General features: G+C 32.3%; 22 protein-coding genes and 1 riboswitch. Of the genes, 10 read left to right on the top strand and 12 right to left on the bottom strand.

Going from position 1 to position 22,500, the window contains the following annotated elements:
* Positions 1-61: 61 nt before the first annotated feature.
* Complete coding sequence (locus BMZ09_RS08845) at positions 62-640, bottom strand: tetratricopeptide repeat protein (RefSeq protein ID WP_090839627.1); 579 nt, start codon at positions 638-640, stop codon at positions 62-64.
* 211 nt (positions 641-851) lie between these two features.
* On the opposite strand from BMZ09_RS08845, the gene rpmH reads away from it, so the two are divergent.
* Both rpmH and carB read left to right on the top strand, forming a co-directional pair.
* Positions 852-1,013, top strand: coding sequence for a 50S ribosomal protein L34 (rpmH, locus tag BMZ09_RS08840; protein ID WP_090839625.1), 162 nt, complete (start codon positions 852-854; stop codon positions 1,011-1,013).
* A 101-nt stretch (positions 1,014-1,114) separates the two neighbouring features.
* A complete protein-coding gene (carB, locus tag BMZ09_RS08835) occupies positions 1,115-3,967 on the top strand; it encodes a carbamoyl-phosphate synthase large subunit (RefSeq protein ID WP_090840116.1) in 2,853 nt (950 codons plus the stop codon).
* 53 nt (positions 3,968-4,020) lie between these two features.
* On the opposite strand, the gene BMZ09_RS08830 is transcribed toward carB, so the two are convergent.
* From BMZ09_RS08830 to BMZ09_RS08805, 6 genes are all read right to left on the bottom strand, one after another.
* The gene (locus tag BMZ09_RS08830; protein ID WP_090839623.1) at positions 4,021-4,575 is read right to left on the bottom strand and encodes an acyl-CoA thioesterase; all 555 of its coding nucleotides are present in this window, start codon (positions 4,573-4,575) and stop codon (positions 4,021-4,023) included.
* Positions 4,576-4,577: 2 nt separating this feature from the next.
* Entirely contained in the window at positions 4,578-4,943 is a 366-nt protein-coding gene (locus BMZ09_RS08825) for a 6-phosphogluconate dehydrogenase (RefSeq protein WP_090839621.1), read from the bottom strand.
* A 12-nt stretch (positions 4,944-4,955) separates the two neighbouring features.
* The gene (gene rmuC, locus BMZ09_RS08820; RefSeq protein WP_090839618.1) at positions 4,956-6,341 is read right to left on the bottom strand and encodes a DNA recombination protein RmuC; all 1,386 of its coding nucleotides are present in this window, start codon (positions 6,339-6,341) and stop codon (positions 4,956-4,958) included.
* Between the two features lie 393 nt (positions 6,342-6,734).
* Positions 6,735-7,529, bottom strand: coding sequence for an ABC transporter ATP-binding protein (locus BMZ09_RS08815; RefSeq protein WP_090839616.1), 795 nt, complete (start codon positions 7,527-7,529; stop codon positions 6,735-6,737).
* 44 nt (positions 7,530-7,573) lie between these two features.
* Entirely contained in the window at positions 7,574-8,599 is a 1,026-nt protein-coding gene (locus BMZ09_RS08810; RefSeq protein ID WP_090839614.1) for a FecCD family ABC transporter permease, read from the bottom strand.
* A gap of 48 nt (positions 8,600-8,647) precedes the next feature.
* The gene (locus tag BMZ09_RS08805; protein WP_090840113.1) at positions 8,648-9,805 is read right to left on the bottom strand and encodes an ABC transporter substrate-binding protein; all 1,158 of its coding nucleotides are present in this window, start codon (positions 9,803-9,805) and stop codon (positions 8,648-8,650) included.
* 182 nt (positions 9,806-9,987) lie between these two features.
* Positions 9,988-10,181: riboswitch (cobalamin riboswitch) on the top strand.
* A gap of 31 nt (positions 10,182-10,212) precedes the next feature.
* Here BMZ09_RS08805 and BMZ09_RS08800 point away from each other — a divergent pair.
* Both BMZ09_RS08800 and BMZ09_RS08795 read left to right on the top strand, forming a co-directional pair.
* The gene (locus BMZ09_RS08800) at positions 10,213-12,048 is read left to right on the top strand and encodes a TonB-dependent receptor plug domain-containing protein (RefSeq protein ID WP_143067799.1); all 1,836 of its coding nucleotides are present in this window, start codon (positions 10,213-10,215) and stop codon (positions 12,046-12,048) included.
* Positions 12,049-12,071: 23 nt separating this feature from the next.
* Positions 12,072-13,124, top strand: a complete 1,053-nt coding sequence (locus BMZ09_RS08795) for a DUF5074 domain-containing protein (protein WP_090839612.1) — start codon at positions 12,072-12,074, stop codon at positions 13,122-13,124.
* Positions 13,125-13,217: 93 nt separating this feature from the next.
* On the opposite strand, the gene BMZ09_RS08790 is transcribed toward BMZ09_RS08795, so the two are convergent.
* Both BMZ09_RS08790 and BMZ09_RS08785 read right to left on the bottom strand, forming a co-directional pair.
* Positions 13,218-13,937, bottom strand: a complete 720-nt coding sequence (locus BMZ09_RS08790) for a Dph6-related ATP pyrophosphatase (RefSeq protein WP_090839609.1) — start codon at positions 13,935-13,937, stop codon at positions 13,218-13,220.
* A 67-nt stretch (positions 13,938-14,004) separates the two neighbouring features.
* On the bottom strand, positions 14,005-15,447 hold the full coding sequence (locus tag BMZ09_RS08785) for a S41 family peptidase (protein WP_090839607.1): 1,443 nt from the start codon (positions 15,445-15,447) through the stop codon (positions 14,005-14,007).
* A gap of 110 nt (positions 15,448-15,557) precedes the next feature.
* Between BMZ09_RS08785 and BMZ09_RS08780 the strand changes: the two genes are divergently transcribed.
* From BMZ09_RS08780 to BMZ09_RS08765, 4 genes are read left to right on the top strand one after another with little or no spacing between them, the layout of a single operon-like run.
* Positions 15,558-16,067, top strand: coding sequence for an RNA polymerase sigma factor (locus BMZ09_RS08780; RefSeq protein ID WP_090839605.1), 510 nt, complete (start codon positions 15,558-15,560; stop codon positions 16,065-16,067).
* Positions 16,054-16,527, top strand: coding sequence for a hypothetical protein (locus BMZ09_RS08775; RefSeq protein WP_090839602.1), 474 nt, complete (start codon positions 16,054-16,056; stop codon positions 16,525-16,527). The genes BMZ09_RS08780 and BMZ09_RS08775 overlap by 14 nt, the downstream gene beginning before the upstream one ends.
* 37 nt (positions 16,528-16,564) lie before the next feature.
* On the top strand, positions 16,565-17,131 hold the full coding sequence (locus BMZ09_RS08770; RefSeq protein ID WP_090839600.1) for a DUF4252 domain-containing protein: 567 nt from the start codon (positions 16,565-16,567) through the stop codon (positions 17,129-17,131).
* A 4-nt stretch (positions 17,132-17,135) separates the two neighbouring features.
* Positions 17,136-17,678, top strand: a complete 543-nt coding sequence (locus BMZ09_RS08765; protein ID WP_090839598.1) for a DUF4252 domain-containing protein — start codon at positions 17,136-17,138, stop codon at positions 17,676-17,678.
* A 263-nt stretch (positions 17,679-17,941) separates the two neighbouring features.
* On the opposite strand, the gene purB is transcribed toward BMZ09_RS08765, so the two are convergent.
* Entirely contained in the window at positions 17,942-19,285 is a 1,344-nt protein-coding gene (gene purB, locus BMZ09_RS08760; protein ID WP_090839595.1) for an adenylosuccinate lyase, read from the bottom strand.
* A gap of 91 nt (positions 19,286-19,376) precedes the next feature.
* Positions 19,377-19,940 carry an adenylosuccinate lyase gene (locus BMZ09_RS08755; protein WP_090839593.1) on the bottom strand — a complete coding sequence of 188 codons (564 nt, stop codon included), beginning with the start codon at positions 19,938-19,940 and terminating at the stop codon, positions 19,377-19,379.
* Between the two features lie 35 nt (positions 19,941-19,975).
* Between BMZ09_RS08755 and BMZ09_RS08750 the strand changes: the two genes are divergently transcribed.
* Positions 19,976-20,449 carry a heme-binding domain-containing protein gene (locus BMZ09_RS08750; RefSeq protein ID WP_090839591.1) on the top strand — a complete coding sequence of 158 codons (474 nt, stop codon included), beginning with the start codon at positions 19,976-19,978 and terminating at the stop codon, positions 20,447-20,449.
* A gap of 28 nt (positions 20,450-20,477) precedes the next feature.
* Positions 20,478-21,719 (top strand): glycosyltransferase, encoded by a 1,242-nt coding sequence (locus tag BMZ09_RS08745; RefSeq protein WP_090839589.1) that lies wholly within the window; start codon positions 20,478-20,480, stop codon positions 21,717-21,719.
* Between the two features lie 182 nt (positions 21,720-21,901).
* Here the strand turns inward: BMZ09_RS08745 and BMZ09_RS08740 are convergent, their stop codons facing one another.
* Positions 21,902-22,348 (bottom strand): KTSC domain-containing protein, encoded by a 447-nt coding sequence (locus tag BMZ09_RS08740; RefSeq protein ID WP_090839587.1) that lies wholly within the window; start codon positions 22,346-22,348, stop codon positions 21,902-21,904.
* Positions 22,349-22,500: the final 152 nt, after the last annotated feature.

The raw sequence follows: 22,500 nt of genomic DNA, 5'->3' as shown, positions 1-22,500 counted from the left end.
AAGTCCAACTAATCTAAATCTAGATTAGTTGGACTTTTTTTTATTAGATAAATAATATTAATTATCTACTACGTCTTTTTTGAGAACGCACAGAACCGCCTTGACCAAAATGTTGTTTTGGCGCTTGAGCACGTTTCATGTTATCTTTCATCATTTTAATTTGATCAGTTAACATGCCTTGTTTGTCTAGTTTTTGTGCTTCGGCTAATAAGGTTGTCGCTTCTTGTTTTCTTCTTTTAGATAAAGCAACACCAGCTAAATTTAATTTTACCATAGCCATGTCATGGTCCATAGATAATCCTAATTGTTCCGCTTTCTTAAAATAACGCTCCGCTTCCGACATATTATCTTGAGAGACCATAACACCATTTAAAAAGTTATAATACCCTTGTTGTTTCTTTACTAAGGCAGTATCTGGATTTTTAATTTTATCTAACCACCTTTTAGCTCCTGGAAAATCTTGCTTTCTAAGTTTTAAAAAGGCAAGTAAAATAAATTCATTTTTAAAATATAAGAAGACAAATATTAAAGATAATAAGATGTACATTATCCCGTTACCTATGTTTCCTTCAATAAATTGATAGATTGCAAAACCAAAAATTGCGATTGCTATAATTAATTTGATTACTTTGTTGTACATTATGTATAAGTTTATAAGCCTTGAGTTACTTGTATTGTAACGTTTTTAAGCGTGTTTTTTAATGGAGTACAAAGAAACTAAAAAAATCTTTAAAAATATTTTTTAAATTAGGTTTGTGAAATAAAAAACTCGTTGTATATTTGCGCTCAGTTTTAGGTGAAACCCTAAACTAAATAAAACATATACTATTCAGATTTAAAAAAATAAGACAATGCCAAAAAGAACGTTTCAGCCATCAAAGAGAAAAAGAAGAAATAAACATGGTTTTAGAGAAAGAATGGCTTCTGCTAATGGTAGAAAGGTATTAGCTCGTCGTCGTGCTAAAGGAAGAAAGAAAATTTCTGTTTCTACAGAAACTAGACATAAAAAATAATGATTAACAATTGTTAATAATTTAAAGGCGTTACTTAGGTGTAACGCCTTTTTTTGTATCCTAGAATTACTATTTTTATAATCGAAAAAAATAAAGAAAAAATGCCAAAAAATCCTAAGTTAAAATCTATTCTTATTATAGGTTCAGGTCCTATCGTTATTGGGCAAGCGTGTGAATTTGATTACTCTGGTACACAAGCTTTAAGATCGTTAAGAGAGGACGGAATTGAAACTATTTTAATCAATTCTAACCCTGCAACAATTATGACAGACCCTAGTATGGCTGATCATGTTTACTTGTTGCCTCTTACTACAAAGTCTATTCTTAAAATATTAAAAGAGCATCCACATATCGATGCAGTGTTACCTACAATGGGTGGGCAGACAGCTTTAAACTTATGTATTGAAGCAGACGAGAAAGGTATTTGGAAAGACTTTGATGTAGAGATTATTGGAGTAAATATTGATGCTATTAATATTACAGAAGATAGAGAGCAGTTTAGAGAATTAATGCTTGATATTGGAATTCCAATGGCACCTCAAGCAACTGCAACATCATATTTAAAAGGTAAAGAGATTGCTCAGGAATTCGGTTTTCCATTAATTATTAGAGCTTCTTTTACTTTAGGAGGTGCAGGCGCCTCTTTTGTCCATAAAGAAGAAGATTTTGACGAGTTATTGACGCGTGGTCTGGAGATTTCTCCAATTCACGAAGTCATGATTGATAAAGCCTTAATAGGCTGGAAAGAATATGAATTAGAGTTACTTAGAGACTCAAATGATAATGTAGTAATTATCTGTTCTATTGAAAACATGGATCCTATTGGTATCCACACAGGAGATTCGATTACTGTGGCACCAGCAATGACATTAAGTGATAAAACATACCAAAAAATGCGTGATATGGCTATCCATATGATGCGTAATATTGGTGATTTTGCAGGTGGTTGTAATGTGCAGTTTGCTGTAAGTCCAGACGAAAAAGAAGATATTATTGCTATCGAGATTAACCCTCGTGTGTCTAGATCTTCTGCTTTAGCTAGTAAAGCAACAGGGTATCCAATTGCAAAAATTGCGGCTAAATTAGCAATAGGTTATCATTTAGACGAGTTACAAAATCAAATTACAAAATCTACTTCTGCCTTATTTGAGCCGACTTTAGATTACGTTATTGTAAAAATACCACGCTGGAACTTTGATAAGTTTGAAGGAAGTGATCGTACTTTAGGGCTTCAAATGAAATCTGTAGGAGAAGTGATGGGTATTGGACGTTCGTTTCAAGAAGCATTGCATAAAGCAACACAATCTTTAGAGATTAAACGTAATGGTTTAGGTGCTGACGGAAAAGGGTATACTAATTACGATCAAATTATAGATAAACTAACACACGCAAGTTGGGATAGAGTCTTTGTAATTTATGATGCCATTCAAATGGGAATTCCATTAAGTCGTATTCATGAAATCACAAAAATTGACATGTGGTTTTTACGTCAATATGAAGAATTACACCAATTGCAAAAAGAAATTTCAACATTTACTATCGATACTATAGATAGAGAATTACTTCTTGAAGCTAAACAAAAAGGATACGGAGACAGACAAATAGCGCATATGTTGAGCTGTTTAGAAAGTCAAGTGTATAATAAAAGAGACGCGTTAGGTATTAATCGTGTGTATAAACTAGTTGATACTTGTGCTGCAGAATTTGAAGCAAAGACTCCATATTACTATTCTACATTTGAAAACGACGTAGAAACTGCAGACGGAAAACGTTACGCAGATAGTGAAAGTATTGTCTCTGATAAGAAAAAAGTGATTGTTCTAGGATCTGGACCAAATAGAATTGGTCAAGGTATCGAGTTTGATTACTGTTGTGTTCATGGTGTTTTAGCTGCTGCTGAATGTGGTTATGAAACCATCATGATTAACTGTAACCCTGAAACAGTATCTACAGATTTTGATACTGCGGATAAATTATATTTTGAACCTGTATTCTGGGAACATATCTACGACATTATTAGACATGAAAAACCTGAAGGTGTTATTGTGCAATTAGGTGGTCAAACCGCTTTAAAACTTGCAGAAAAACTATCTAAATACGGTATTAAAATATTAGGAACAAGCTTTGAAGCGTTAGATTTAGCAGAAGATAGAGGGTTGTTTTCTAATATGTTAAAAGAAAACAATATTCCTTATCCAGAATTTGATATTGCTACTACAGCAGATGAAGCAGCTGCGATTGCAGATGTTTTAGACTTTCCAATTTTAGTAAGACCTTCTTACGTACTTGGAGGACAAGGAATGAAAATTGTAATAAATAAACAAGAGCTTGAAGAGCATGTTGTTGATTTATTAAGACGTATGCCAGGTAACCAATTACTTTTAGATCATTATTTAGATGGTGCAATAGAAGCCGAAGCAGATGCTATTTGCGATGGAGAAAATGTATACATTATTGGTATAATGGAACATATTGAACCTTGTGGAATCCACTCTGGAGATAGTAATGCAACATTACCACCGTTTAACTTAGGTGAGTTTGTAATGCAACAAATTAAAGACCATACTAAAAAGATTGCTTTAGCATTAAACACTGTTGGTTTAATAAACATCCAGTTTGCAATAAAAGAGGATATTGTTTATATCATTGAAGCTAATCCAAGAGCATCGCGTACGGTACCATTTATCTCTAAAGCTTATGGAGAGCCTTATGTAAATTATGCAACTAAAGTAATGTTAGGGGAGAAAAAAGTGACTGACTTTGATTTTAACCCTAAATTAGAAGGCTATGCTATCAAGCAGCCGGTATTCTCTTTTAATAAGTTCCATAATGTAAATAAGAAACTTGGTCCAGAAATGAAAAGTACTGGAGAAAGTATCTTGTTTATCGACGATTTAAAAGATGACGAATTTTACAATTTATACGCAAGACGTAAAATGTATTTAAGTAAATAATACAGAATGTAAACCCAATAAAAAAGCCTTCATTAAAATGAAGGCTTTTTTATTTAAAAATTTTCGGGTAAGTCTATTCTAACCTTGTGTTCTTTTAAAATAGGCAAGTAGTCTACATGAGAGAAGTCTTGATGATCAAACTCATATTGACGTTGTTTTTTAGTTTCCATACGCTTGATAGCTTTTAAAAAACGTTTCACTTCCACTTTATCATTTAAAATAAGACCCGGAACTTGCTGTGATTTGCCATCTTTATCCTTAGATACCATGGTAAAGTAAGAGGAGTTACAGTGTTTAACAACGCCTGTTTGTATGTTTTCTGCAATGACCCTAATACCAACAACCATAGACGTATTACCTACAAAGTTTACTGAGGCTTTCATGGTTACTAATTCTCCAACTTCAATAGGACTTAAAAAATCTACAGTGTCTACACTAGCGGTAACACAATAACTTTTAGAGTGTTTAGACGCACATGCAAATGCTATTTGATCCATTAAATTTAGGATGTAACCACCATGTATTTTTCCACTAAAATTACTGTGGGAAGGCAACATTAATTCTGATATGCTAATACGCGAAGCATCTGCTTTTTTATAATCTTTCATAATTAGTAATTAGATCGACGTTCTTTATCTTCTTCTACTTTAGTAATAAAATATTTTGTATCACCTAACCAAAAGAAGGTTTTGTAACGTTCAAAATACGTCAGTTTTACAAATTTACCTTGCAAACGGTTTAAATCTTTAATCACCTGTTTTTCTTTGTCCTCTACAGAGAATTCAAAAAGTTGCGCTTCAGAAACGCCTTGGCTAACTTCGCCTTCCCAGGTTTTAAACATCACACCTTTGCTACTAAACTTAACTAATTCTCCTGCTCGTACACCTTCGCTATAAGTAGCAAAATAGATAAAGGCAAAATATCCAGCTATTATAAGCACAATAATAACTAGTGTTTTTATTAAAAATTTGATCATATTTTTGTTTTTTTAATCGTCAGATTCTGCTCTTTTTATTATTGATTCCGGCAATGCTTTTTTAGCTTTTGCACCCAGTTTTTTTATTTTTTCGACACTAGTAATTAAGTTTCCTTTTCCTTCTACTAGTTTATTCATGGCAGAAGAATAGTCTTTTTTAGCATCGTCTATCTTTTTACCAACGCCAGTTAAGTCCTTGACTAAACCTTCAAACTTATCGTAAAGCGCACCAGCTTGTCTTGCAATTTCGATAGCATTTTGTTGTTGCTTTTCGTTATTCCACATGCTATCAACCGTTCTTAAGGTTGCTAATAGGGTAGAAGGTGTGACTATAACTATGTTTTTTTCGAAAGCTTTATTGTAAATCGAATTATCTGCATTTATCGCTACTGCAAAAGCAGGTTCTATGGGGATAAATAGTAATACAAAATCAGGACTTTCTATGTCATATAAATCCTCATATTTTTTCTCAGACAATTGGTCAACGTGTCTTTTAATAGAATTGATGTGCGCTTTTAAATATAACTCACGTTGGTCATCTTCTGCATTAACGTAACGTTCGTAATCTGTTAAAGACACCTTACTATCAATAATCATTTTTTTATTGTCAGGTAAGTGTAATACAATATCTGGCAACACTCTAGAGCCATCTGCTCTAGTAAAATTTTGTTGTACAAAATACTCTCTGTCTTTTTCTAAACCTGATTTTTCAAGGACACGTTCTAAAACTAATTCGCCCCAATTTCCTTGCATTTTACTATCCCCTTTTAAGGCTCTAGTCAAGTTGGTAGCTTCTTTAGTCATTTGTTGGTTTAAATCTTTTAAACCTAGTAATTGTTCTTTTAAAGCACTATGCATACTAATACTTTCCTTTTGAGTATCATCTACTTTTTTCTCGAAGGTTAGTATTTTTTCCTGTAGTGGATTTAAAATGTTTTTGATATTTTCTTTATTCTGAAGTGTGAATTTCTCACTCTTTTCATCTAAAATTTTAGTTGCTAATAACTCAAAATCCTTGCGTAGTTGTTCTTGACGTAATTCGACTTCTTCCTCACGTTTTAGATTTAATTGCTGTAAGTTTTCAAAATCTGCATTTTTTCTAGCTAAATCTTCATTTAAAATATCCTTTTCACGACGGATGCCTTCGCGTTCTATTTCAATTTTAGAAATAGTTTGTTTTAAATCTTGTAATTGGCTGTTAAATGTTGCGTTTTGTCTTTCGCTTTCAGCGGAATAAAATTGTTTTAAGTCCGACAATTGCTGTTGTAAGTTGGTGTTACGCTCTTCCAAGGTGCTTTTTTCGCTTTTACTTTTTAGTTTAGTGAATAGCATACCCAAATAACCACCAATAGCAGCAGCAATTAAAATAGCAAGAATAAGGATAATGTTGTCGTTCATTTAATGGAAAAGTAGTTTGGTCAAAGATAGTTAATTTGTCTCTCAGTGAGAAGTCAAGTATTTTATAAGTTGAATACTTGTTCTTGTAGCTTCAGAAAGTAATTAATGGTCTTATTATATGGAATTATAATAGATATTTCATACCCTTAATTAATGTGTGATATTGAAACAAGTTCAATATGACGTGGATTGTTGCTATGTATTTTAATTCAGATGAAGTTAGTTCTATTGAAGATGTTTCAAAAGCTTAATTAATGTGTGATATTGAAACAAGTTCAGTATGACGTGGTTTATTGCTATGTAATTTTCATTCAGATGAAGTTAGTTCTATTCAGGATGTTTCAAAAGCTTAATTAATGTGTGATACTGAAACAAGTTCAGTATGACGTGAAATTACTTTTTAACCCTAAAACTGCCTGTTTTTTCATCAAAAACAATCATATCTTCCGGAAATAGCTTAGAAAACGCTCCTTTTTCGATTAAATTACAAGGTGTGTCACTTACAATGCCCTGTTCTGACATGACAATCATACTGTCGCATAATTGGATGGCTAGATCAATTTCGTGAGACGAAAACAAGATGGTTTTTCCGGTGTCTTTTGCTAATTTTTGAAGCAGTTTTAGTATGTATGCTTTATGATACATGTCTAAATGCGACGTCGGTTCGTCTAGAATAATTAAATCTGTGTCTTGTGCTAAAGCACGCGCTATCATTACCTTTTGAAGTTGACCATCACTAAGCTCGAAACATTTTTTATGTTTTAAGTCGGCTATTGTCGTTTGGTCAATTGCTTTATTGATAATTTCTAAATCTTTATCAGATAAGTTACCAACCCAATTGGTGTAAGGTTGACGTCCTAGAGCAACCAATTCAAAAACAGTTAAATTTTTTGCAGCAATAGGCTCCGTTAATACTAAGCTTAAAGTCTTTGCAAGTTCTAAGTTAGAAAATGTTTTTAATTGTTTTTCATTAATAAAAACAGCACCATTAATAGGTGATTGCACTTTGGTTAATGTTTTTAATAGTGTAGATTTTCCAATACCATTACCACCAACTAAACCCACTAATTCGCCTTTTTTTAAAGCAATAGTAATGTTTGACGCCACTATAGTGTCTTCTTTTTTAGAAGTATAACCTATAGTAAGGTTTTCAGTTTTAAGGATGGTATGTTTTATGTGTTCTGGCACTATCTTATTTCTAATTAAAAAGTTGCGTTGTTTTTATTATTACTTTAAAACACCATTTTACGTTGTCTAACCAATAACCAAACAACAACAGGCGCACCAATTAAAGAGGTAATAGCGTTAATAGGTAAAAGGTAATCTGTGTTTGGTAATTGTGCTATGCTGTCGCAAATTAGCATAATAATAGCACCAAATAAAAAGACTGCCGGTAATAATGTTTTATGGTTTGAGGTGTTAAACACTTGTCTTGTTACGTGTGGAATTGCTAAACCTATAAAGGCAATTGGTCCAGCAAATGCAGTGATTGTACCGGCTAATAGGCTAGTGGCAATAATAATAAGTAAACGACTTTGTTTAATGTTTAAACCTAAGCTTTTAGCATAGTTTTCTCCTAATAATAAGGTGTTTAAACCTTTAATAGATAACACGCTAAAAATAATTCCAATAGTATAAATAACTGTAAAAACTTGTACTTCGGACCAGTCTAAATCGCCTAAACTACCAAAGCCCCAAAATATATATTGTTGTAACTGCTCTGCACTACTAAAGTATGATAGTACGCTGACTATTGCTGCTGTAATGCTACCAAACATTAAGCCTATAATTAAAATAGCCATGGTGTCTCTAACTTTAGAGGATACGATTAAAACTAATAGTAGGACTAAAAAACTACCTAAACTGGCTGCAATTACTAAACTCCATTTAGTTAGTAAAAACGTGGCAAGAAAACCGCCAAAAATACTACTGCCTAATATTACTAAAGCGACACCAAGACTGGCTCCAGAGGTAATACCTAAAACAAAAGGTCCAGCCAATGGGTTTCTGAATAACGTTTGCATTAATAATCCTGAAATGCCTAAACCTGATCCTACCAATATGGCAGTAATGGCTTTTGGTAAACGGTAGTTTTGAATAATGTATTCTTTGCTTGAAAGTAACTCAGTATCCGTAAAAAAACTACTTACAATAGTTTTAAAAGAAATAGAAATAGAACCCAAGCTGATGTTAACACAAAAAAGCACCAACAGTATAACTGTAAGTACTATAAATGGTATTGTGTAATTTGTTTTCAATAGTTTCTATTTTTGTCTTGGTAATTGGATACTGTAACTATGGGTTTTCTAGTTTAAAGGTCTAAAAAAGTAAGTTTTGTAATCTGGTAGTAATTCTGGATGACAAATTTTAATAATATCTTTTAGGACTAAATCAGGTCTTGCTAGACCAAGCTCATAATATAATACACCTCCAGTGTTACCAGTTGTGTTTGCAAACGTATAAATGTTATTATTTTTAAAGGCGTCAAATTGTGTGTAATGTGTATTGGCTTGTTTTAAAGCGTCCATAGTTGGGTAGTAAGAAGGGCTTAACCAAAGGTCTGCACTTTTAGCTTTTTCAAAAACAGTTTCAAAACTTAGCGCTAAACTTCCAGCACCCGCAGTATCTGCATATAAATAGTCCACATTGGCATCTTTTAAAAATTGTGCCTCGGTACTTGTTCCGTTAGGTAAATACCAAACGTCTTTATGCATTGCTCCACTTAAAACTGTTGGACGATTATTTACCGTTTTTGCTAGTTTTTGTGCTGCTTTATAATCTGTTTCGATAGTCAAGAAGATTGCATCAGCTTCCTTGGTTTTGTTATACAATGCCCCAAAAAATTTAATCCATTCGGCTTTAGCTAAAGGTGATTTTTCTACCCAATCGCCATTATATATAACGGGTATATTTGCTTTGCTAATTGTGTTTAGCGATTTACTAGTACCATCAACACCAAAGCCAATCACGACATCTGGTTTTAAACTTAGTAAAACCTCAGTATTTAAACCTTCGTTTTTACCTAATTCTCTAATACTACCATTATCTATACGTTGTCTTGTTTTTTCTGAAGAGACATAATCAGTCCCAGGAAAACCTATTAAAGTTGCTTCTTCATTTAATAATTCTAAAGCCGGAATATGTGTTGTGGATGTCACCACAATTTGTTTTACAGGTGTTATTATTATGCCATCATATTCGTCTTTCATAAACGATGTTTTGGCTGCGTTTTCTTTAGAAATTAGTACATACTTGTATGCTTTTTCGGCATTGGGCCAAGGGTTATTGACTTCTAAAACTGAAAAATTACTGTGGTTTGTAATATTAAAACCTTCAGCGTAAGCGATACTATTTTTAACGTTGTCTAAAGGCGGAAGCTTAACGCTAATACCTTTGTCTTCTTTACAATTTAGAAAGAAAAACGTTGAAATTAAAAGGAGTAAAATAGGTTTGTTTTGTAACATTAGTAACACTTTAGCGGAATAATTTCCTGTAAATTTATATAAAATTTTAGTCATGAGGGACGGTTCAAATTTAACAATATATATAGTAGGAGGAATTATATTAGTGCATTTTTTAGTGGGCTTTATTTATTTAATCTATAAAATGAATAAGAAAAAATAGGTAATACATTATTTTAAATAGTATTTTTGCGACGAATTTTGGTTTCATTCAAACTTTATTTGAATGGATTAAAAGGGAATCTGGTTTAATTCCAGAACTGTTCCCGCAACTGTAAGCTATAACGCTTGTTATTACACTTCATGTCACTGTCTATATTAGATGGGAAGACCAATAGCAAGACGCAAGTCAGGAGACCTGCCAAATTCATCATCTAACTAGATCTTCGGGAGAAGGGTCTTTAAGATTTATGAAAAAAACAATTATATTATTACTTGCTGTATGTTTTAGTGTTGTGTCTTTTGCACAAACACAGTTGGACTCTATCCAATATTTAGATGTTATTGAGCTTAGTGATATTAAGTTGAAAGCCTTTACTAATACACAAACAGTTTTAAAACTGTCCGATAGTATCATAAAAAAAGGAAACCCATTACTGACACATTTACTTAATAATAATAGTACTATTTACTTTAAAGAAAATGGTTTTGGTATGGTGTCTTCGCCATCGTTTAGAGGGACTACAGCCCAACAAACAGCAGTGATTTGGAATGGTATTAATATTAATTCTCAACTTAATGGGCAAACCGATTTTAGTACAGTAAATACTAAGCTATTTGATAATATAGATGTTAGAAGTGGAGGAGGAAGCGTGTTATACGGTAGTGGTGCTATTGGTGGATCTATCCATTTAAATAATAAGATTGCCTACAATAATACAGATTCTCATTATGTGGGCGTTAACTACGGAAGTTTTAATACTATTAATAGTACTTATAAAGGGCATTTTTCTACAGATAAATTAAGTATTAATGCTAATGTTAGTTATTTAAAATCGGATAATGATTACGATTATGTGGATAGCAATAAGAGCAATTTGAATGGCGAATTTTATAGTAATACTATTGGTTTAAATTTAGGGTATAAGTTTAACGATAACAATATAATCAAGGCTTACAGTAATTTTTATGATGGTCAGCGTCATTTTTCTTTACAATTACCAACAGAAACACCATCTAAATATAAAAATCGAGATTCTAGAAACCTTTTAGAATATGTAGGGTTATTTGGCGGCTTTACTTCAAAATTGAAAGTGGCTTATTTAACGGAAAGTTATAAGTATTTCTCTAATATTGAAAGAGATGTTTATACCGATGGAGGTGTGAATACTTTAATTTTAAAGTATGATTTGTCTTATAAACTAGGCGACAATATTACTATTAACCCAGTTTTAGATTATACACAGAATACAGGAGAAGGTTCTAGCATAAGCAAAGTAAAGCGCAATGTAACAGGATTTAATTTGTTGTTTAAACAAGAGGTGACTTCTAATTTTTTATATGAAATTACTACAAGACAAGAAATAACAGATAATTATAAAAGTCCTTTTTTATATAGTTTAGGTTTAAAATATGATATCTCTGATGCTTATACGGTAACACTTAATGGGTCTAAGAATTATAGAGTACCAACGTTTAATGATTTGTATTGGCAAAGTGGAGGTAATCTAGATTTAAAACCAGAAACCTCTTATCAATTAGAATTAGGGAATACTTTTACTTTTAAAACAGTAGATTTTTCTGTTACAGGTTTTTATAATGATATTACGGATATGATCAGATGGTTGCCAACCACTACTGTTTGGAGGCCTATAAATACAGATCATGTTAAAACTTACGGTGTAGAAGCGCAATTAAATGCAACACATTATTTTGGTAAAAATCAATTGACTTTAACTAGTAATTATGCCTATACTATATCAGAAGATCAGCAACGCAATGCACAATTAATTTATGTGCCTTATCATAAAGCAACTGCGACTTTAGGTTATAACTACAAACGATTATCCGCATATTACCAATACGTATTTGTGGGAGAGGTTTTTACACAATCAGATAACAATCCAAAGTATAATATTGATGCGTATTATTTATCTAATTTAGGTATCGACTATACTTTAGGTAAAAAGAAAAATATTACGGTTGGCGCACAGTTAAACAATATTTTTAACCATAATTATCAAAGTGTGTTAGGGCGATTTATGCCAGGAACACATTTTAATACATATTTGAACTTTAATTTTTAAACACTAATAAATAAAACAGTACAATGAAACAATTTAAAAAAATATTATTCTTAGCAGTAGCAAGTGCTTTTTTGCTAACCTCTTGTAGTAACGATGATGATATGATACCGTTTGATTCTGAGCCTTTAGGTGCTTATGAAGATGGTTATTTTGTATTAAATGAAGGAGGAGGTAACTCTGTTACAAATTCTATAATTTTTATTGGTGAAGACGGAACAAGAACTGATGATGTTTTTAGAATAGAAAATCCAGATGCTGAAGAGATGGGGATTTATATTCAGAATATCTTTTTTGACGATACAAGAGCATTTATCGTTGCAGGAAGTGGGTCTGTAACTGTTGTTAATCGTTATACTTTTGAGTATATCACTACTATCAGCACTGATTTAGAAAGTCCAAGATATGGTGTTGTTGTAGACGGTAAAGCGTATGTAACTAATAACGCTAGTTTTGCTTCTGTAACGGATGACTTTTTAACTGTAATTGATTTAACAAATTATTCTACTTCACAGGTATTAATTGGTAACTATTTGGACCGTATAGCGGCTGTTGGAGATAAAGTAATAACGACTAACAATCAATATGGATCAGAACATTCTGTATCTGTAGTAGATACTAATACTTTAACAGTAACGGATATAGATTTAGGCGCAGGTAATACATCTAACTCTATTGCAGTATCAGATGATGTTGTTTATGTTTTAACAGGTTCTGGAAAATTTATGGAAATAGATTTAGATTCTAATACTGTTGCTAGTACTGTAGATATACCAGCAACTATTTCAGGAACTAAAAATTTAAATATAGATGATGACGCTGTATATTTTACTTCAGAAGCATCTGTATATAGTTTTAATTTAGGAGATACAACAGTATCAGAAACACCTATTTTAACTTATAACTCTACATCTGCTTATGGTGTAATGTACGGTTTTGCAGTAAATGATGATGTTATTTATATTGGTGATGCAGCAGATTTTGCTTCTAATGGATCATTTTATGAATACTCTACATCAGGTGCTTTATTAAGTTCTAATATTGCAGGTAGTGCTCCAAACGGGTTTTACTTTAACTAAGAAATAGTCAATAAAAAACCACAAACCAACCAACCATTAAAAAGCCTCTAAATTATTTAGAGGCTTTTTTATGGTTTATATTTTAGGTGATAGTTACGGAATTAAATCGCAGTACCAAACACCATAGGTTTCGGCATCACTTTTACAGATATCATTATCATCGGTTTTAGGTGCATTATATTCTCGGTATACTTTTTCTCCAATAGTAAACGGGATTGGGTTTTTAAAGATTGGCCCATCAAAACAAAAGGTATGGAATTCGCCATTTTCTCCGCAAGGATCCACACCTTCAGGTAGGTTGTCTATAAAATGCTCGTCAATAATAGTCCCAACAAAATCTTTATCAAAGTATTTAGAATTAGCACAAACCACTATGGTTTTAAAACCGAGCGCCAAAAACTCAGTAATAAGTTGTGTTGTATCGCGCTTCCATAACGGAAATACAGTTTTTATGTTTTGTGTGGCCAGTTGGTTTTCTCTATACACTTTTAAGTCCTCTAAATAGATATCGCCAAAAGCACTATGTGTAAAATTGTCATCTTTTAACGCAGTCACAGCCTTTAGCATGATGTCTTCATAGGTTTCCATACTTGGCATTTCTGGAAGTTCTATTAGACTGGATTTAATATTTAAAGCCTCAGTTTGTGCAGTTAGCAACTCTAGTCTTAAACCATGCATGGTCACACGATTAAAATGTGTATTAACTGTTGTAATTAATTGCTGGATAGTGTAGTCGTCGTTTTGCAATAAATAGTAAAGGGCTAAGGCCGAATCTTTGCCAGTGCTCCAATTAAAGTATGTTTTATGGCTCAATAGGTATTGGTTTTAATTTTAGTCTAAAAGTAAAAGCCTCTAAATAATTTTAGAGGCTTTATCAATTTTATTTAAAGATATTGGGAATATCGTCAGAATCAAGATACATATTGTCTCTTGTTAATGTTTGCAAGTTAGAACTTTTATTAATTCTAAATTTAGAAGACGCTTCAGTAGTCGTACCAAATCTTCCATTACCTGTTAAATGTTGTATTGCTCTTGCTAATAAAGGTTCGTCTTGTTGTCCTAAAACACCATAATTAGATACGGTTTCTTCTAAAAGAATAGTAGGTTGTAAACCGGCTTCATATTGATAAAAGCCATCTGCATTTTCATTTTTACCAACTAAAGGTTGCATAGCCCAAGTATGGCTTGGGTTAATTCCTGTTGTGCATGAATATGCGCAGTCAGGGCTGTCGTAAAGTGTTATGGAAAATTCGTTTTTTCCTCTGGTTGTATTTCCAATATGTATTACATCCATATAAGGTGTCAAACCGTTAATGACTAGCTCACTGGCAGAAGCAGAAGTGCCTTGTGCTAATATATAAACCTTATTAAGGTTAAGCGTGTTTATAGCTGTTCCGTCGGATAATTGATCTACAAAGTTTCGGCTCACATCTTCATCTGATAAAGCGGCTTGTATTTTGTCATTCCAACGTTGTTTTAAAAATAAGTTACTAGTTGGTTCTCCAGAGATCATACTTGATAAGTTAATTGCAGATCCTACACTTCCTCCTGGATTGTAACGTAAATCAAGTACTAAATCCTGAACACCTTCTGCAACAAATGTTCCAAAAGCATCATTTAATTGTTGGTCAAAATTACTTGTAAAGCGGTTATACATTAAATAACCTACTTTAATCCCGTCTACAGTAAAGGTATTTGAAATTAATACAGGATTTTCTTCATAAACTTGTTTAGTTAATGTTACCGTTTCTCCTGTTAGTACTAAATTATTAGTGCTATCTAATTCGGCTAGACCGATAGTATAGGTATCGTTATCTGCAAACAATAAACCTCCAAAATTACTTTCTGTTAATTGTACGCCATCAACGGTTAGAAATAACATACCACGTTGCAACGTGCTTGATGATGCGCTAGTATTTGGTAGGATATATTGTACGGCACCAAACACATCAGGACCACCGTTTATGGTACCAAGTCCAAACTCCATTCCGTTACTTTTAGAAATTCCGTTAAGAGCGTTGTTTAGTGTAAAATAATCGTCCACAATCCAGCTAAATCGATCTTCGTTAAATAATAAGTTATCAAAAAGGGCGTCTGGTGTACTGTAGCTATCTAAAAAAGTAGCGTATTCTTGAGCGTTAGAAAATCTATCATCTGCTAAATCAGGGACATCATTTTGCCAGAAGTACCAAAGGTTTAAACCTTTCCACACAAAATCTTTAATATCTGTGTTAGCTATAGTGTTATCATCTTGATCTTCAAAACACGCAGTAATACTAAGACATAGTAGTAATAGCATGGCATATATCCAAGTCTTTTTCATAGTCATAATTTAAATTTTTCTTTATAAAAGTACTTACTTTATTTTATATTGAAAATTAATTGTAACAAATTTAATAGTCGTTCGTCGTATTAGAAACCAACCAACCAAAAATGACACAGTTAGAGTTTTTAAAAATAGTAATGCCTTTTAAGGATAAGGTCTTTCGTTTAGCCAAACGGTTGCTAGTGTCTCGTGAAGAAGCAGAGGATGCTACACAGGAGGTGATATTAAAATTATGGAAGAATAAAACTAAGATTGAAAACTATAAAAACGTGGAAGCATTTTCCATGACTATGACCAAAAACTTTTGTTTGGATAAATTAAAATCGAAACAATCACAGAATTTAAAAATTGTACATAGCAATTACCAAGATCATAGTGTTGCATTGCAAAGGCAAATAGAAGTAAATGATAGTTTAGAATGGGTTGCTAAAATTATCGAAGACCTGCCAGAACAACAAAAAATGGTTGTGCAACTAAGAGACATCGAGCAATATGATTTTGATGAGATTGCAAAAATGTTGGACATGAACCCAACAGCAGTAAGAGTAGCATTGTCAAGAGCAAGAAAAATAATAAGAGAAAAATTAACAAGTACACATAATTATGGTGTTAAATAATATAGAAGACTTACTAGAAAAGTACGAAGATGGCCAAACCACTTTAAAGGAAGAAGCACAGTTAAAAAACTATTTTAAGCAAGAGACTGTTGCACCCCATTTAGAGCATTATAAAGCTATTTTTGGTTACTATACAGTAAACCAGCAAGAGACTTTTACTAAAAACGTACCACTAAATACTAAAAAGAAATTTAATTCTAGATGGTTAAGCGTTGCAGCAGTAGCAGTTTTAATGGTTGGTATTTACTTTAATAGACCTAAAGAAGATGTGATAACAGATGCGGATAGGTTAGCTTATAATCAAGCCAAATCGTACTTGCAATTGGTATCTAAAACCTTTAATAAAGGGACTGCTCAAGTCACTTATTTAGGAGCTATTTCTAAAGCTGGCACACAAGTTGACTATTTAAAAGAAATGGAAAACCCAATAGGTCGCATTTTAAAAATTGAAAAACACTAAAAATTTAATAAACCAAATAATTTAAAACACAAATACAATGAAAAAATATATAACAATAGTAGTAATGGCAATATTAATGATGCCATTAACAGGAATGGCTCAAGATATCTTTGAAAAATATAGCGATCACGATCAAGTAAGTTACGTGTCTATAAAACCTAAAATGTTTCAAATGTTAGCCAAAATTGACATAGATACGGATGATGCAGAAGCAAAAGCCTACATGGAAATGGTTAATAGTATCACTAGTTTTAAAACTATGGCTACTGGAGATAAAGAGATTGCTAAAAACATCTCAAAATGGGTTGCTACACGTAGTAATTCTTTAGAGGAGTTAATGGAAGTGAAGGACAATGGTGTTGCTATGAAGTTTTACGTAAAACAAGGTAAAGACGAAGACCATGTAAGCGAGTTGTTGATGTTTATTAATGGATTAGAATCTGTTACAAAAGATTCTGATATAGAAATTAATGGCGAAAAGCGTACCATCGAAACCGTTGTGATCTCTTTAACTGGAGATATAGATTTAAATCAAATTTCTAAATTAACTCAAAAAATGAACCTTCCAGGAGGCGAAGAGTTACAAAAGAAAGCTAAAAAATAAAACTATGAAATCATCAATCAAACTAATTGGATCCCTATTAATGCTTGCTTTAGTGTTAGTAGGTTGCAAAGACCAAAACTCAATACAGACCTATTTTGTAGACCATCAAGAGTTACCAGACTTTATGTCCTTTGATATTTCTACGGACGTAGTAGATTTTTCTAAAGCTAATTTGACAAAAGAAGAACAGGAAGCGTACCAGTCCGTAAGTAAGCTGGATGTTTTAGCGTATAAATCTAAATCGGGAAGTATAGCGGATTATAATGCAGAGTTAGCTAAAGCTAAGATTGTATTTGAAAACAAAAAATATGAAGAACTAATGTCTTTTAAAGACAAAGGAGTTAGCGTAAAAGTGAGCACTGTTGGCGATAATAATGAAATAGACGAGTTTTTGGTCTTAGCAAGTTCTAAAGAAATGGGATTTACTATTGTAAGAATCATAGGGGACAATATGAGACCAGAACAGTTAATTAAGCTATCAGAAAAACTGCAGAACGCAGATATCGATCAAGCACAATTTAAAAGTCTAATGACATTTTTTAAATAAGATACTATAGATTAGTAAACATAAAAAAAGGCTTATCCATTGGATAAGCCTTTTTTGTTATTTATCGATTTTTGATTCGAAAAAATCATCATCCGTGTCCGATTTTTTTATCAGAACTATATTAACAATTACCATTAAATAGGCAACAAAAGTAATCCCCATATAAAGCGGGTTATTTAAAAAACCGGTTATTCCTCCCACAAAAAACAAACTTAATGTGATAATGCAAAAGGCCATGCTACTCTTGTCGCTAATCATAATTATTATATTCCTGTATAGTTACTTGGTGATATTGCTTTTAATTCTGTTTTAATAGCATCACTGACCTCTAAAGTATCAATAAAATTTGAAATAGACGTTTTATTTATAGCTTCATTAGTTCTAGTTAAGCCTTTTAAAGCCTCATAAGGGTTTGGATAACCTTCACGTCTTAAAATAGTTTGTATTGCTTCAGCAACAACTGCCCAGTTATTTTCTAGGTCTTGTGCAAATTTAGGCGCATTAAGTAATAGTTTACTTAACCCTTTTAAAGTCGATCCAAAACCAATTAAAGTATGTCCAAACGGTACACCAACATTACGTAAAACCGTACTGTCTGTTAAGTCACGTTGTAATCTTGAAATTGGTAATTTTGCAGATAAATGTTCAAATATAGCATTGGCCATACCTAAATTACCTTCACTGTTTTCAAAATCAATAGGATTTACTTTATGTGGCATTGCGCTACTACCAACTTCACCTTTTTTAATTTTCTGTTTAAAATAATCCATAGATACATACGTCCAAACGTCTCTATCTAAATCTATAATAATAGTATTGATACGTTTTAAACAATCAAATAAAGCAGCCATATGGTCATAATGCTCTATTTGTGTAGTTGGAAAAGAGTGTTGTAAACCTAACTTTTCTTGTACAAAACTACCTCCAAAAGCTCTCCAATCAATATTAGGATAAGCGACTTTGTGTGCATTAAAATTACCTGTTGCACCACCAAATTTAGCAGCACTTGGTATGTCATTTAGTAAGTTAAATTGCTCTTCCATACGGACTGCAAAAACTTCAATCTCTTTACCTAAACGTGTTGGAGAGGCAGGTTGACCGTGTGTTCTAGCTAGCATCGGGATATCTTTCCACTCTTCAGCAAGACGTTTTAATTCGTTTAAAACATTAAAATATTCTGGTACGTAAGCCTCATTCATTGCGTCCTTAATACTTAAAGGAATAGCAGTGTTGTTAATATCTTGTGACGTTAGTCCAAAGTGGATAAATTCTTTAAATTCACTTAAACCTAAAGCATCAAACTGTTCTTTAATAAAATACTCAACCGCTTTAACGTCATGGTTAGTTACTTTTTCAATATCCTTTATAGCTTGTGCATTTTCGGTAGTAAATGATTTGTAAATGTCGCGTAAAGCTTCAAATTTACTACTATCTACACCGCTTAGTTGAGGTAAAGGTAATTCGCAAAGGGCAATAAAATATTCAATTTCGACTAAAACGCGATATTTTATTAAGGCTTCTTCAGAGAAAAAATCTTGTAATTTTTCAATTTTATTTCGGTAACGACCATCAATTGGAGAGATCGCATTAAGTTGATTTAAAGACATATAAATAGTTGTTTTTTAACAAGCTATAAATATAGTTTTTTTAGCGGGAAGACTAAAGGATTACAGTTTAAGAATTTGATAAATTTTGACCTTATTTTTTTAACTTTTTAAATATTTGCTTTGCTCTAGCTTTAAAAGCAGCACTTTGAGATGCAAAATCACGTTCTAGAATAGTCATTAATTCTGGATACACCCAATCGTATTCTTTTCCAAATAAAAACAAACTGGTCATAGCATAGGCTTTTGGAGCCACTTTGGCATCTTTAATTAACCAGTCAAAGCAAGCTTCAATAATTTTTTCCCGATGCCTCGGAAGTAAGGCCTTTTTTATCTCAGAAGGCGGTTTTCCATAGTAAGCTTTTGCTAGGTATTCGCAGATTTTTGCAACTGGTCTTTCTGCCGAATCTAAATGGACCAATCCCATATTTTGGGTAAATTGATCTAAGTAGGGGATTAGTGCTTCTAGGTTTTCTTTACACATAAATTCTAAAATCCATGCAGCTCTTGGCGAAATCTTATCATCAACCCGAAACAAAATATCTAATGTTTTAGGAATTAAACTGGTGTCAGAAAGTAGCATTTGAGCATAGTAGAGACGCTTTTCCCTAGAATGGTTGACATAATTTAATTCTTGATATAAAGCGTCCGTATTCAAAGATTTCTTATTTTTATGCCATAAAAATACTGAAAATGAAAATATTTAAGAAGATTGGTTTAATTTTATTAGTGGCTTTAGTGATAGCACAATTCTTTTCGCCAGAAAAAAATGAAGGAAACACTGAGGATTTAACCGCTTTTTTCACAGAAACAAAGCCATCTGCAGAGGTCAGAAATATATTAGAAACAGCATGTTTGGATTGTCATAGTAGTAACACTAATTACCCATGGTACAGTAAGATTACGCCAGTTAACTATTGGTTAGCAGATCATATAGAGGATGGTCGTAAGCATTTTGATGTTTCTAAATGGTCAGATTATTCTATAAAAAAGAAAGACCACAAATTTGACGAATTAGCAGAAGAAGTAGAAGAAAAGAAAATGCCATTACCAAGTTACACTTGGGCACATGGTGATGCTAATTTAACGGATGCGCAAATAAAAGCCATCGTAGAATGGGTAGAACAAGTAAGAGTAGGTTATGCTTTAGCACCACAACCTCAGTAATAATTATTAATTTTTTAATCTCCCTAATTTGAATCAAAAACTATTAATTATAGGATTTGTATGGCCAGAACCTAAAAGTTCTGCTGCTGGTAGTAGGATGATGCAGCTTATTGAAGTGTTTCAGTCTGCTAATTATGATATTACTTTTGCTTCTGCTTGTGCCAAAACAGACAATGCATTTGATTTGTCTAGCATTAATGTAAACACGGAAAATATTGTACTTAACGATAGTAGTTTTGATGTTTTTGTAAAAGAGTTAAACCCTTGTATGGTTTTATTTGACCGTTTTATGGTTGAAGAACAATTTGGTTGGCGTGTAGCAGAGCAATGTCCTGATGCGCTAAGATTATTAGATACAGAGGATTTGCATAGTTTACGTAAAGGACGTCAACAAGCCTTGAAGGATAATGCAATGTTTGATATTAGTTATTTGCAAAACGATACTGCAAAACGTGAAATTGCAAGTATTTTACGCTGTGATTTATCGTTTATTATATCTCAAGTCGAAATTGAAATATTAGTTAATCAATTTAATATTGATGAGCATTTATTATATTATTTGCCATTTTTACTAGATCCTATTTCTCCTGAAACACAAAAGAAAAGTCCTAAATTTAAAGATAGAAATCATTTTGTAACCATTGGTAACTTTATGCATCCGCCTAATTTTGATGCGGTAGTATTTTTAAAAACAGAGATTTGGCCACTTATAAGAAAGGCGTTACCAAAAGCAGAAATACATATATATGGTTCTTATGTTTCAGAAAAAGCACAGCAACTAAATAAACCAGAAGACGGTTTTTTTATATTAGGTTATACAGATAATGTTAAGGAAGTTATGGAGCATGCTAAAGTATGCTTAGCGCCTTTACGTTTTGGAGCTGGATTAAAAGGAAAACTTATTGATGCAATGGAAGGCGGAACACCTTGTGTTACAACAACTATTGGGGCAGAAGGGATGTATGGTACTTTAAAAGACACTAATGCATTTATTGAAGATGATGCTAAAGCTTTTGCAAAACAAGCAGTAGAGTTGCACTCTAATAAGATTTATTGGAATGGAAAACAGAAAAACGGATTTATGATTATAAACACGTTATATGATAAAGCTATTTATACAAAAGACGTTTTGCATACAGTAGAAACTTTGTTAGCCGATTTACAATCTCACAGACAACATCACTTTTTAGGACAAATACTAATGTATCAAACTATGCAGAGCACTAAATATATGAGTAAGTGGATTGAGGAAAAAAATAAGGATAAGTAGTTTTTTGAGTTAAAAGGCAAAAGGCAAAAGTTAAAAGGGAGAAGGCAGAAGCCAATAGGTGAAATAAGAAAAGCTTAAAAGTTGTAAATCTCTTGATTAAACATAAGTAACAAAAAAAGAGCTTCAGTTTTAAACTGAAGCTCTTTTTTTATGCTATAAAATATAGGATGTAATTTGCTTAATTATGCAGTAACATCGTTCTTTTTAATTTTTCTGTAAGGAAAAGAATTAAAAATACTACGCTTAGCAAAACGTGTTTGCTTATCACTTTGAGAAAATTTGATATATAATGCTTTGTTTACACCAAAGTACTCGTAAGTATCTCCGTTCAAAAAAGTAACTTCTAAAAGTAATCCTTTATGTTTCCAATCCATAATTGGACTAGTAACAGTAACAGCGTACTCTTCTTTATTAGCTTCAACAGTCTCTGGAGACATGCTAACTAAAAAATGGTAACCATCAATTACTTTTCTACTCATTAATTCAGCTTCTTGAGCTTTTTCATCTCCTGCTTGAAATTTATCAGGGTGCCACTCTTTAACTAAATTACGGTAAGACTTTTTTAATGTTTTTAAAGATAAATCTTGATCTACGTTAAATAGTTTTTTATACTCATTAATGCGCTTCATAACAGGTGCTTTTTTTAATAAGGCGCGAAAGTACTCTTTTGTTTTGAATTGCGTATTACAAAGTTGCTAAAAATTGCATTTTTTACTGTTTTTACTTAAAATCAGTAGGTTATATTATTAAATTGATGTATTTAGAATTTTAATTATCAGAT

The organism is Olleya namhaensis, assembly GCF_900114005.1.
GTDB lineage: Bacteria > Bacteroidota > Bacteroidia > Flavobacteriales > Flavobacteriaceae > Olleya > Olleya namhaensis.
Note: the sequence above shows the minus strand (reverse complement) of the source record. Positions and strands in the feature narration are given on the sequence as shown.

What these genes read in the sequence shown, in the direction of transcription:
- BMZ09_RS08845 (WP_090839627.1), bottom strand. Translation starts at nt 640, where the DNA reads ATGTACAACAAAGTAATCAAATTAATTATAGCAATCGCAATTTTTGGT.
- rpmH (WP_090839625.1), top strand. Translation starts at nt 852, where the DNA reads ATGCCAAAAAGAACGTTTCAGCCATCAAAGAGAAAAAGAAGAAATAAA.
- carB (WP_090840116.1), top strand. Translation starts at nt 1,115, where the DNA reads ATGCCAAAAAATCCTAAGTTAAAATCTATTCTTATTATAGGTTCAGGT.
- BMZ09_RS08830 (WP_090839623.1), bottom strand. Translation starts at nt 4,575, where the DNA reads ATGAAAGATTATAAAAAAGCAGATGCTTCGCGTATTAGCATATCAGAA.
- BMZ09_RS08825 (WP_090839621.1), bottom strand. Translation starts at nt 4,943, where the DNA reads ATGATCAAATTTTTAATAAAAACACTAGTTATTATTGTGCTTATAATA.
- rmuC (WP_090839618.1), bottom strand. Translation starts at nt 6,341, where the DNA reads ATGAACGACAACATTATCCTTATTCTTGCTATTTTAATTGCTGCTGCT.
- BMZ09_RS08805 (WP_090840113.1), bottom strand. Translation starts at nt 9,805, where the DNA reads ATGTTACAAAACAAACCTATTTTACTCCTTTTAATTTCAACGTTTTTC.
- BMZ09_RS08800 (WP_143067799.1), top strand. Translation starts at nt 10,213, where the DNA reads ATGAAAAAAACAATTATATTATTACTTGCTGTATGTTTTAGTGTTGTG.
- BMZ09_RS08795 (WP_090839612.1), top strand. Translation starts at nt 12,072, where the DNA reads ATGAAACAATTTAAAAAAATATTATTCTTAGCAGTAGCAAGTGCTTTT.
- BMZ09_RS08785 (WP_090839607.1), bottom strand. Translation starts at nt 15,447, where the DNA reads ATGAAAAAGACTTGGATATATGCCATGCTATTACTACTATGTCTTAGT.
- BMZ09_RS08780 (WP_090839605.1), top strand. Translation starts at nt 15,558, where the DNA reads ATGACACAGTTAGAGTTTTTAAAAATAGTAATGCCTTTTAAGGATAAG.
- BMZ09_RS08775 (WP_090839602.1), top strand. Translation starts at nt 16,054, where the DNA reads ATGGTGTTAAATAATATAGAAGACTTACTAGAAAAGTACGAAGATGGC.
- BMZ09_RS08770 (WP_090839600.1), top strand. Translation starts at nt 16,565, where the DNA reads ATGAAAAAATATATAACAATAGTAGTAATGGCAATATTAATGATGCCA.
- BMZ09_RS08765 (WP_090839598.1), top strand. Translation starts at nt 17,136, where the DNA reads ATGAAATCATCAATCAAACTAATTGGATCCCTATTAATGCTTGCTTTA.
- purB (WP_090839595.1), bottom strand. Translation starts at nt 19,285, where the DNA reads ATGTCTTTAAATCAACTTAATGCGATCTCTCCAATTGATGGTCGTTAC.
- BMZ09_RS08750 (WP_090839591.1), top strand. Translation starts at nt 19,976, where the DNA reads ATGAAAATATTTAAGAAGATTGGTTTAATTTTATTAGTGGCTTTAGTG.
- BMZ09_RS08740 (WP_090839587.1), bottom strand. Translation starts at nt 22,348, where the DNA reads ATGAAGCGCATTAATGAGTATAAAAAACTATTTAACGTAGATCAAGAT.